Below are 11,836 nucleotides of genomic sequence, written 5' to 3' on the forward strand. Positions count from 1 at the left end.
AAACTTGTAGGTTTTTTAAGCTTTTTCACGTGCAATTGCGCGGTAGCCAATGTCATTACGATATTGCATACCAGTAAAGGTAACTTGACCACATACTTCTAGCGCATTAATTTGTGCTTCAAGAACGCTGTCGCCCAATGCTGTTACACAAAGAACTCGACCACCAGAAGTCACAATGTGACCATCTTCACGAGTTGCAGTGCCTGCATGGAAAATTTTAGTATCTTCAGGTGATTGTCCGATACCAGAAATTACATCACCTTTGCGCACGCTATCAGGATAGCCTTCAGCTGCGAGTACAATACCGATTGACTTGCGTTCATCCCATTCAGCTTCTTTTGGTAAATTACCAGCAATACCAGCTTCTACCAATTCCACAAGAGATGATTTTAAACGCATCATGATCGGTTGAGTTTCAGGGTCGCCAAAACGACAGTTAAACTCGATCACACGTGGTTGGCCTTGCTCATCAATCATTAGACCAGCATATAAGAAACCAGTGTAAACATGTCCATCAGCAGCCATGCCATCAACAGTCGGACGCATGATTTCAGTCATAACGCGTTCGAAAATGTCAGAAGTTACCACTGGAGCAGGAGAGTAGGCACCCATACCGCCGGTATTAGGGCCTTGATCGCCTTCAAAAATACGCTTGTGATCTTGTGAAGTTGCCATTGGTAAAATATTTTTACCATCAATCATACAAATGAAAGAAGCTTCTTCTCCCGCAAGGAACTGTTCAATCACAACGCGTGAACCAGCATCACCAAATTTGTTACCAGCAAGCATGTCATCAATTGCTGCAAAAGCTTCTTCGTTGGTCATTGCAACGATTACGCCTTTACCAGCAGCAAGACCATCAGCTTTAATTACAATTGGTGCACCATTTTTTTCAACATACGCTTTAGCTGCATCTACTTCAGTGAAAACGTCATAGAAAGCAGTTGGAATGTTGTGACGCTTTAAAAAGTGCTTAGCAAATGCTTTTGAACCTTCAAGCTGCGCTGCATATTGAGTAGGTCCCCAAATTTTTAAACCTGCTTCACGTGCAGCATCTACCACGCCATTAACTAATGGTGCTTCTGGGCCGACAATAATAAGATCAACATTATTTTCTTTAGCAAAAGCAATGATTGCTGAGTTGTCTAAAATATCAAGTTGAACATTAACACATTTGTCTTCTGTTGCAGTTCCAGCATTACCTGGCGCAACAAAAACTTGAGTAACATTGGTATCTTGCGCAATTTTCCATGCTAAAGCATGTTCACGACCACCACTACCTAAAACTAAAATATTCATTTTTAATTTGTTCCTTAACTTTAATCCTTTTCATCTCCCTCTATCCCTCAAGTTGGAGAGTTAGCTCCATTATTGTGGAAAACCCTCCTGAATAAAAGGAGGGTTAGGGAGGACTAAATTTAAATTAGTGGCGGAAATGGCGCATACCAGTGAAGACCATTGCAATACCAGCTTCGTCAGCTGCTGCGATTACTTCTTCATCACGCATAGAACCACCCGGTTGAATAATGCATTTAATGCCAGCTTTAGCTGCATTATCAATCCCGTCACGGAACGGGAAGAATGCATCAGATGCCATCACAGCACCTTCAACAACCAAACCTGCATGTTCAGCTTTGATGGCAGCAATACGAGCTGAGTTAACACGGCTCATTTGACCTGCACCAACACCAATAGTCTGGCGATTTTTCGCATAAACAATTGCATTTGATTTTACATATTTCGCAACTTTCCAAGCAAAGATGAGGTCATCAATTTCTTGTTCAGTTGGTGCGCATTTAGTTACTACTTTAAGATCATTTTTAGTAATCATACCTAAGTCTTGATCTTGAACTAATAAACCGCCATTAACGCGTTTGTAGTCAAGTTGTGGTGCACGTGCATCAATCGCAGGTAATTCGCCACATACTAAAACACGTACGTTTTTCTTAGCACCAGTAACTTCAAGCACACCATCAGCAATACTTGGAGCAATAATAACTTCAACGAATTGACGGTCAACGATTGCTTGAGCAGTTGCGACATCTAACTCACGGTTAAATGCAATAATGCCACCGAAAGCAGATTCTGGATCTGTTGCATAAGCTAAATCGTAAGCAGCTTTAATGCCGTCTAAAGAAACAGCAACACCACAAGGGTTAGCATGTTTTACAATTACACAAGCAGGTTTTGCGAATGATTTAACACATTCAAGTGCAGCATCTGTGTCAGCAATGTTGTTATAAGACAATTCTTTGCCTTGTAACTGTTTTGCTGTAGAAACTGATGCTTCTTTTGCATTTGCTTCAACATAAAATGCAGCAGATTGATGTGGGTTTTCACCGTAACGTAGATCTTGTGCTTTGTTCAATTGAGTATTGAACGTACGAGGGAATAAATCAGCTTCACCTTCGGTCTTACCAACGCGAGCGCCTAAGTAAGAAGCGATCATGCCGTCGTATTGAGCAGTATGTTCAAATGCTTTAACAGCTAAATCAAAACGTGTTTCATAAGAAAGTGAACCAGCAGTTTTTAATTCATTGATTACGGTGTCGTAATCTGAAGCATTTACTACAATACCTACAGAAGCATGGTTTTTAGCAGCTGCGCGAACCATTGTAGGACCACCGATGTCGATATTTTCGATTGCATCAGGAAGGGTACAGTCAGGTTTTGCAACTGTTGCAGCGAATGGATAAAGGTTTACAACAACTAGATCAATCGGATCAATGTTGTGTTCTTCCATTACTGCTTCGTCTAAGCCGCGACGAGCAAGAATACCGCCATGAATTTTTGGATGTAATGTCTTAACACGACCATCCATCATTTCAGGGAAGCCAGTATGTTCAGATACTTCAACAACTGCGATGTTATTATCTTTAAGCAACTTGTATGTGCCGCCTGTAGATAATAATTCTACCCCTAAAGCTGCAAGGTTTTGAGCAAATTCGACAATTCCTGTCTTATCAGATACAGAAATCAAAGCACGTTTAATAGTCATGATGTTTAATTCAACAATTTCAAGTCTACGGATTAAAACCAATAAGCATAAAAAAATGCCCACGAAGTCGTGAGCATTTTATCATTTATTCACTCATTAAACCGTGAGCTTTTAACTTTTTACGTAAAGTGCCACGGTTGAGTCCAAGAATCTCTGCAGCACGGGTTTGATTACCACGTGTATATTCAAGAACTACAGATAAAAGAGGTTTCTCCATTTCTGCTAGCACCATGTCATATACCTGAGATGGTTGCTCACCTTGCAATTGTGCAAAATAATGACGAACTGCGCGATCCACGTGGATGCGAAGAGCAACATCAGATTGTGCAGTAAAAATAGGAGATTTGCTATTCATGCGAGTTAATCCGAAAATCAAATACTAACTTGGATAAAGTAGTATATAAATGTGGTCTAAAAATACGGAGTCCTGTTTTAGATCCTAAAACAGTGACTCTAAAACATAAGAACAATTAGCTTGCCATATTTCTTCGTATTGAATAAAAAATAAGCGTAACAATAGTTAAATATTTGTTACAGCTCCCTCAAAAACAAAAAAAGTTAGGCTATGTGCTTAAAGTAGAAAAGCACACATGCTTAACAGTATTTTTTTTGGATTGAGAGCGAGGAGTATATGAGTCAAAGCTTTCGTGGCGCGTATCATACCACTGTCTAGGAAAAAGTGAGCAAATTAACTGCATTTTTTTTTATTTTTTTTTCACTTTTTTTACATTTTAGGGGTGGACAATTTCTAATCGATAATTTAGTAGGCTTTTTTTGCTTTTGTTTAGCTCAAATTGGAATCGGAAAGGAGTATCAGAGGGGATGCGTTGAATACCTCTTAAGTTTTCAACAAGATATTGTTGAGGAGTCAATATAATTTCTTCTGTTTTATTTGGCTCTGTTGAAAAACTCAACTTTAGGTTGGGAAGTTCAATACTTTTATCATTCTGATTAAGCAATATGCCTGAGAATTGCGTATGACTTGTGTCAACTTTGCGGAGTTTTAACTTTTCTATATAAATAAGTTGATATTGTTCGGCTGACTTATTGCAGTGCATTATTCCGCAAACATAATTAAACGCATGGCTAACGGTTGGACTTGCATGCATGAGCTTAGGATTAAACCAGAGAATTTGAAAAGTAAAAACTAAAATTAAAATAAGGTTAGCAGAACTCCAGAGCGTGTAGTACAGCCAACTATGCTTTTTATTATTGTCTTGTTCTTGCGAGGAAGTTTGTTCAGCTAAATTAAGATTTGGTAGGGCGTTAATAGGTTCGTTATGAAAATAATTTAAGTTGTTGAGATAGGTTAAAAGATCAATATTAGAATTTTCAACTTTTTGATCGAAGATATCTAATACGTGCGAATGTGTCATATATCTCGTTTGCATTGAACCATTGGCTAATGTAGATGAGTTAACTATGACAGGGTTTTCAATATTAATCAGATGGGTGAGTGCATTAAAGCTCGAATCACATTTAGGGCAACAAACCATACCCTGAGCAACAGTCAATTGAGTAAGAGATACTTTATAAACTGTTAAACACTTAGGGCAGCGGGTTTGTTTTTCATTCATGAGTTAAAAGTCTCAATTTATTGTTTTACGTTTTCCTGAAATGCGACACCAGTTCTCTTCGCGCTTTTCGACATCTAATATATCAAAAAATTCAGAATAAACACCTGAAACATCAGCAACTTGCTCTTCAATTACACCTGCGAGTGCGAACTCACCCTCAGATTTAATTAAATTTGCAAACTCTGGCGCAAGTGCCATTAATGGACCAGCCAAAATATTTGCAACTAGAACATCTGCTTGCTGAGGTTTGAACTCTTGATCGAATTCTTCAGGAAGGCCTACATATAGTCCATCTAATACCCCATTAAGTTCAGCATTTTGTTTTGTTGCTAAAACGGCTTGAGGGTCAATATCTGTGGCATATACTTTTTTTGCGCCTAATAATAAAGCGGCTACACCTAAAATGCCTGAACCACAACCATAATCAATCACGATCTTATCTTTAACGTCAGTTTTACCTAGCCATTGTAAGCATAAGAAGGTACTCGCATGGTTACCTGTACCAAACGCAAGACCTGGATCTAACTTAATGTTAGTTGCATCTGCTTCTGGTGGCTCTAGCCATTCAGGTACGATCCAGAACTTTTCCCCAATTTGGATTGGTTCATAATAATCCATCCATGCGCGTTCCCATACTTGGTCTTCAAGTTCTTCGTGACGTATAGGAGCATCTGGAAGTTGAGCTTTTAAGAAAGCTTCTAAAGTGTCGACATCAATTGGGTCTTGTTCGTCTTGTTGATAGATGCCTGTCACGATTACTTTGTTCCATAAAGGTGTTTCACCTGGTAATGGTTCAAGTAAAGCCTGATCTTCAGCATCATCCAGAGTTACGCTTACCGCACCTAGAGACATTAAAAGTGTTTCTGTGAACTCAACTTGTTCTTGATCAACGGTAATGTGTATTTGTAACCACTTCACGAAAAGGACCTAAAAATTTTATTTAAAGGCGTATTGTAGCGGACTAGACCATTTTAAAAAAGAAAGCGGCTCATCTTTAATGAGCCGTCTTTGAAAATACTGATGAGATGTGGCAGAAAATAAATGACTTCTTCTCTACCTTATTTCAAAACTGCTTAAGGAGCAGGGGCTTTAAATTGTAGTTTACCGTTTTCGTTTGGTTCACAAGTACCATTAAAGGTTACACCATTATGGCTATAAGATACCCATTCACCTTGCTGTTTTTTTACACAAGCTCTAAGTTCTTTTTGCGCAACTGATTTGCTCGAATCTGCAGTATGACTAGCTGTTTTACTTGATTTAGCCGTATGAGTCGATTTAGCAGTATGATTCGTCGCAGCGTGGGTAAACGTTACGCCTGAAAAACAAAGGAGAGATGCGGTTAAGATTTTTAACATAGTCGTTTTCATTTTGTGTTCCTTCTCGTTGCGTTAATTTTAAAGTCGTAGAAGTGCTGTACATTTTTTATTCTAAGATGAAAAAATCTTAAAAACATTCACTTTGTATTGAATTCATGCAACAAAATGTCAAAACATGTGGAGTACCGTAAACCATGTGAAGACAATTTTGTAATTATGTACATCAATAAGCAGATAATTTTGCTATAATGTTCCGTCTTTTTTTTCTGGTGTTTTGTACTCATGCACTACCCTAAAGTTTATGATGTTATTGTTATCGGCGGCGGTCACGCAGGTACGGAAGCAGCCCTTGCTGCTGCGCGTATGGGACGACAGACTTTGCTTTTGACCCATAACATTGAGACTTTGGGTCAAATGAGTTGTAACCCAGCAATCGGTGGTATTGGTAAATCGCATTTAGTACGCGAAATTGATGCACTTGGTGGCGCAATGGCTTTAGCTGCCGATAAAGGTGGTATTCAGTTCCGTATTTTAAACTCGCGTAAAGGTGCCGCAGTGCGTGCAACACGTGCTCAAGCTGACCGTGTGCGCTATAAAGCTGCCATCCGCGATACTTTGGAAAATCAAGCAAATCTTGATATTTTCCAGCAAGCAGCTGACGACCTGATTGTTGAAGGTGATACAGTTAAAGGTGTAGTTACCCAAATGGGTATTCGCTTTGATGCTAAAACTGTTGTGTTGACTACAGGTACATTCCTAGGCGGTGTAATCCACGTTGGTTTAGAAAAATCAAGCGGTGGTCGTGCGGGTGATCCACCTTCTATTGCACTTGCTCAACGTTTACGTGAATTAAAGCTACCTGTTGGTCGTTTAAAAACTGGTACTCCACCACGTATTGATGCACGTTCGGTTGATTTTTCAGTCATGATTCCACAGCCAGGTGATTTTCCGTCTCCAGTCATGTCTTTCATGGGTGATGTTTCTATGCACCCAGAACAAGTAAATTGTTATATCACGCATACCAATGAAAAAACTCACGACATTATTCGTGGTGGTTTAGATCGTTCACCAATGTATACCGGTGTTATTGAAGGTGTTGGTCCACGTTACTGCCCGTCAATCGAAGATAAAATTCACCGTTTCGCTGATAAAGACTCACATCAAGTATTTTTGGAACCAGAAGGTTTAGATACACACGAGCTTTATCCAAATGGTATTTCGACTTCACTTCCATTTGATGTGCAGTTTGAACTTGTTCGTTCTATTCGTGGTATGGAAAATGCGCATATTTTGCGTCCAGGCTATGCGATTGAATACGATTATTTCAATCCGCAAGCTTTGAAATTCACTCTCGAAACTAAAGCGATTAATGGTCTATATTTTGCTGGCCAAATTAATGGTACGACAGGTTATGAAGAGGCAGGTGCTCAAGGTTTACTTGCTGGCTTAAATGCTGCGCGCCGTGCGTGGGAGCAAGAAGAGTGGACACCTAAGCGTGACCAAGCTTACATGGGGGTGTTGGTTGATGACCTCATCACTTTAGGAACCAAAGAACCGTACCGTATGTTTACTTCACGTGCGGAATACCGTTTGATGTTACGTGAAGATAATGCAGATCAGCGTTTAACGACTGTTGGTCGTGAACTTGGTTTGGTTGATGATGTTCGTTGGGCTGCTTATTGTGAAAAAATGGAAGCTGTTGAGCGTGAAACCTCTCGTTTACAACATTTGTGGGCAGCACCAAATAACCCTATGGGTAAGAAATTCGTTGAGATGACGGGTGCTGATTTAAGTAAAGAATGTAGCGCAATTGATTTGCTTAAACGCCCTAATATTAGCTTTGGTCAAATTGCAGAACTTACAGGTTCTGAAGTTTCTGAGCAGGTGGGTGAGCAAATCGAGATTGCTGTGAAATACGAAGGTTATATTAACCGTCAGCATGAAGATGTGGCACAGTTAAAGCGTCTTGAAGAAACTAAAATTCCTACCGATTTTGATTATGACGTAGTGTCTGGTTTATCTCGCGAAATTACTCAGAAATTAAAAACAGTTCTTCCGGAAACATTAGCTCAAGCAAGTCGTATTCCTGGTGTTACACCAGCAGCTGTTCAGCTTGTAATGATCACAATTCGTAAAAACAATATGATTAAGAAAACAGCTTAATCATTTAAGTGTACAAAAAGCCCAGTTAAGACTGGGCTTTTTTATTTTCTGTTCAAAAAATATATGGAAACTTCCTAAGGAAGAAAATAGATTTCGCTTCCTTTTTTTCTTATTTCACATATTTCAGGTAGCCAGTTATATTAAATTCACGTTCAAACAAGAGGGCTTTAACCATGACAATGAAATCAATTCGCTACAATGGATATGAAATGGCATGCCAATGTTCATGGTCAAAATAGCGCAAAAGAAAGAGCAGATCAATTTTGTAGGGGGAGAACAGATTGATCTGAAACAACTATAAATATAAGAGACAATATAAAATTAAGAAAATTATAATTCAAAATCTAAAGAGAACCTTATGGTTCTCTTTTTTTTATCTATTTATTCTCAGATTCAATTTCTCGAACAGCGTTGTGTACTTGAATAGGTTCGATATGCAGTAATTTTTTGCCAAAACTACGTAGCCACCACACCAGTTGAGATGTAAAAGGTACTGTTGCGGTAACTTCTACAATATTTTCTTCAAGTGGAATGATAGTTTGGTCCTTACTTAACTGACTTTCATAGAAAGTTCGAGCAGTCTGCTCTGTCATAGTTAATGTGAGCTGGATTGACTCAGTTGGCTGTTTATAGTCCACTCTGAAGCCTAAAGCACCTGAATCAATATAATGATCAATATCAAAATTGACAGGATGCAGTGCTCGACTATCTAAGACTTTTGCTGATTTAAAACGGTGCAAGGCAAACGTTTGAACTTCAGTTTTGCCATGTCGTGTGCAAATCAAATAAATTACTGCACCTTTTTGTACCAAAGCCAAAGGGTTTAAAACATAAGTTTTATCTTCACCTTGATTTACTCGAGCCTGATAAACACATTCAATTTGTTTATCTTGAAGTAGACCTTCATAAATTGCTTGTTGAGCAGCACGGTCGACTACAGGTGGAATAAGTGGTTGGCTTGCAGGTACGATACGTACTCGGTTAATCCACTGTCTCACATTATTTTGTGTAGAGAGACTACGTTTAGCTAAATCAAACCAAGGTCCCATCTCATCAAGCAGACTAGGTGGAAGTAAGTGTTTAAGATGCTCCTCAACCATCATAAAGGTTACTGCCTGAGAGCTCGTCATGTGCGGTAAGCTCTGAATAGGCGCATCGGATTGCCACCGCCAGCCTTGAGGTACGGCCTTATTGCTTTCAATCGGAAAGCGCTGAGCAATTTGATTTAAATCACGCTGAATAGTCCTTAAACTGATATCAATACCTTCACGTTCAAGCATTTCTTGTAATTCCCGTGTTCCGATCCATTTACCGGTTGGAAGGCGAGACAAGATCTGCCATTGGCGATATAAACTATTCGAAGTTTCTTTTTCTATTACAGACATAAGCGTAATACATCTATATCCAATTGCTTTGGTGTCAACACAATAAAAAATCTTTACACATTTAGCAAGTTTGTCAGATTCAGTTTACTGAACCTTTTACAATCGATGTTAAGATTTAGAAGAAGAAAGCTATAACAAAACACCGTAAAAATATTAAACATATATAAGTGGCACTGAAATTGCTTATTTAAAAATGAAATATAGATAAATGATAAGACGAGGTGGTTATGTCAGAACAAGAGCATGAATTACATATAGATAATGACTTTTTTATACAAGAGCAGACAACTACGGCACTCATTAACCCAACCTCTTTTTTAGAACATATTTCCGTACAAACCAATCTATTTGAACAGCTGAAATCAGAATTTTTTAATGAGATGCTTGATGATGTGACATCAAATGGCGCGGCTTCTAAAAAAATTGAACAATGGTTGAGTATTCGTACTTTAGATGAGTTAAAAGAATTAAATGCTCAAGCGAAGCAGCATTTTCTTTATCATGGAATTACTTTTAACGTATACGGTGATAAAGAAGGTACAGAGCGAACAATTCCTTTTGATTTAATTCCACGGGTAATTGAAAAAAAACAGTGGGAGAAAATAGCTTCGGGCTGTGCGCAGCGCGTTAAAGCATTAAATTATTTCCTAGATGATATTTATCATGGACAACATATTTTAAAAGAACAACTGATTCCCGAAGATCAAATCATGGGGAATGAGGCTTTCCAACCCCACATGCTCAAACATGCTTTGAAAGGTAAAATTTATTCACAAATTAGCGGAATTGATATTATCCGTGATGGTGAGGGAGAGTTTTTTGTATTGGAGGATAATTTAAGAACACCTTCTGGTGTGTCTTATATGATCGAAAGCCGAAACATTAGCCAACAATTGATGCCGGAGCTATGTGCAGCCAATAATTTACAGGGAATTGAGCATTATCCAAAACTTTTAAAAGAAATATTGCAGGAGAACTCACCAGCAGACCAACCTTTTGTGGTGGTACTAACACCGGGACGTTTTAACAGTGCTTTTTATGAGCATGCTTTTCTGGCACGTGAAATGGATGTGCCGTTGGTTACAAACCGGGATTTATTTGTAGAAAATGATCAAGTTTTTGTCAAAACTATTCGTGGGCGTCAAAAAGTAGATGTAATTTACCGCCGTTTAGATGACGATTTTCTAGATCCTTTAGCATTCCGGCCAGATAGTGCCTTAGGCGTGGCAGGCCTTATGTCTGCTTATTTGCAAAAAAATGTTGTGATTGCAAATGCACCTGGAACAGGCGTGGCTGATGATAAATCTATTTATCCTTACGTAGACCAAATGATCCAATACTATTTGGGTGAAACCCCAATTCTAAAAAATGTACCTACTTATCAGTGCCGTAAAGATGAACATTTAGATTATGTACTGTCTAATTTAGATCAATTGGTTGTTAAAGAAGCTCAGGGTTCAGGTGGTTATGGCATGTTAATTGGGCCTAAAGCCAGTTCGTATGAAATTGATGACTTTAGAAAAAAATTGATCGCCACGCCTCATATGTACATTGCACAACCTACCTTAGCTTTATCTGTTGCTCCCACTTTAACTACAGGAGGGGTGGCTGAACGTCACATTGATTTGCGTCCATTTGTATTGAGTTCACCTTATCGTACTGAAATAGTACCGGGTGGCTTAACACGTGTGGCGATGCAGGCTGGCTCTCTAGTCGTAAATTCGTCCCAAGGTGGCGGTATAAAAGATACATGGGTTGTCGAAACATTACATTCCTGATTGTGGGTTAAAGAGGAACTTTATGGTTTTACTCAATTCGAGTGCGCATCAAATATATTGGTTGGGTCGATATTTAATGCGAGTTAAATTCGCAGCCTCTCATTTACCCTTTACACAAGATGAGAAAGCAACAAAATTTGCAGCAGCATTTGGTTTGGTCATAGAAAATGCTGAATTACTAAATCACTATATGTTAGACAAGAAGCAAACATTTTCATTACTGAACCAGTTCATTATTGCTAAAGATAATATTCAGGAACTAAGAGGTATATTGTCATCAAAGGCTTATGCAGAATTAAATCATGTTATTAACACGCTTGAAGCTCAACCTGAAATCTTGAGAAAAGCTGTTGAACAATGTACTCAAATACTAGAAGCGGAAAATGAAGATGTTTGTTTATTTCTGCATTTAGGTCAAAAAATAGAGCAATTTGATATTGAGTTACGTTTTGGGCAAGATTTATCTGCTCTGGTGTTGGAGCTAGATATTTTGGTGAAGCGGCTTGCTGATTTAGGGTGGGAGAATATAGATCAAAATTGGCAAGTGCTGAAACAGCAACTTACGTGGGACACTTATTATACTTTTACGCAGCAGTTGGAAAATATGTTTGAGGTCTGA

Annotated in this window: 10 protein-coding genes; 3 read left to right on the forward strand and 7 right to left on the reverse strand. The window is 38.7% G+C overall.

Annotated features, from left to right (window positions below):
* Positions 1-15 precede the first annotated feature (15 nt).
* The 6 genes from purD to ODQ17_RS04525 all read right to left on the reverse strand — a co-directional run bounded on the left by purD (position 16) and on the right by ODQ17_RS04525 (position 5,942).
* A complete protein-coding gene (purD, locus tag ODQ17_RS04500; protein WP_013197324.1) occupies positions 16-1,299 on the reverse strand; it encodes a phosphoribosylamine--glycine ligase in 1,284 nt (427 codons plus the stop codon).
* Between the two features lie 124 nt (positions 1,300-1,423).
* Complete coding sequence (gene purH, locus ODQ17_RS04505; RefSeq protein WP_225995951.1) at positions 1,424-2,998, reverse strand: bifunctional phosphoribosylaminoimidazolecarboxamide formyltransferase/IMP cyclohydrolase; 1,575 nt, start codon at positions 2,996-2,998, stop codon at positions 1,424-1,426.
* Positions 2,999-3,083: 85 nt separating this feature from the next.
* Complete coding sequence (fis, locus tag ODQ17_RS04510; RefSeq protein ID WP_001086304.1) at positions 3,084-3,353, reverse strand: DNA-binding transcriptional regulator Fis; 270 nt, start codon at positions 3,351-3,353, stop codon at positions 3,084-3,086.
* 376 nt (positions 3,354-3,729) lie between these two features.
* Entirely contained in the window at positions 3,730-4,575 is an 846-nt protein-coding gene (locus ODQ17_RS04515) for a DUF3426 domain-containing protein (protein ID WP_151767628.1), read from the reverse strand.
* Positions 4,576-4,587: 12 nt separating this feature from the next.
* Positions 4,588-5,493 (reverse strand): 50S ribosomal protein L11 methyltransferase, encoded by a 906-nt coding sequence (gene prmA, locus ODQ17_RS04520; RefSeq protein WP_005306779.1) that lies wholly within the window; start codon positions 5,491-5,493, stop codon positions 4,588-4,590.
* Positions 5,494-5,648: 155 nt separating this feature from the next.
* Positions 5,649-5,942: a lipase chaperone gene (locus ODQ17_RS04525; RefSeq protein ID WP_013197328.1), complete on the reverse strand. Its 294-nt coding sequence runs from the start codon at positions 5,940-5,942 to the stop codon at positions 5,649-5,651.
* Between the two features lie 231 nt (positions 5,943-6,173).
* On the opposite strand from ODQ17_RS04525, the gene mnmG reads away from it, so the two are divergent.
* Positions 6,174-8,054: a tRNA uridine-5-carboxymethylaminomethyl(34) synthesis enzyme MnmG gene (gene mnmG / locus ODQ17_RS04530; protein WP_322901990.1), complete on the forward strand. Its 1,881-nt coding sequence runs from the start codon at positions 6,174-6,176 to the stop codon at positions 8,052-8,054.
* Between the two features lie 377 nt (positions 8,055-8,431).
* Here the strand turns inward: mnmG and ODQ17_RS04535 are convergent, their stop codons facing one another.
* On the reverse strand, positions 8,432-9,439 hold the full coding sequence (locus ODQ17_RS04535) for a helix-turn-helix transcriptional regulator (RefSeq protein WP_322901992.1): 1,008 nt from the start codon (positions 9,437-9,439) through the stop codon (positions 8,432-8,434).
* A 227-nt stretch (positions 9,440-9,666) separates the two neighbouring features.
* Here ODQ17_RS04535 and ODQ17_RS04540 point away from each other — a divergent pair, with 227 nt between their 5' ends.
* Positions 9,667-11,217, forward strand: coding sequence for a circularly permuted type 2 ATP-grasp protein (locus tag ODQ17_RS04540; RefSeq protein ID WP_322901994.1), 1,551 nt, complete (start codon positions 9,667-9,669; stop codon positions 11,215-11,217).
* Between the two features lie 22 nt (positions 11,218-11,239).
* Complete coding sequence (locus ODQ17_RS04545; RefSeq protein WP_322901996.1) at positions 11,240-11,836, forward strand: alpha-E domain-containing protein; 597 nt, start codon at positions 11,240-11,242, stop codon at positions 11,834-11,836.

It is taken from the genome of Acinetobacter sp. IRS14, assembly GCF_034650275.1.
Taxonomy (GTDB): Bacteria; Pseudomonadota; Gammaproteobacteria; order Pseudomonadales; family Moraxellaceae; genus Acinetobacter; species Acinetobacter oleivorans.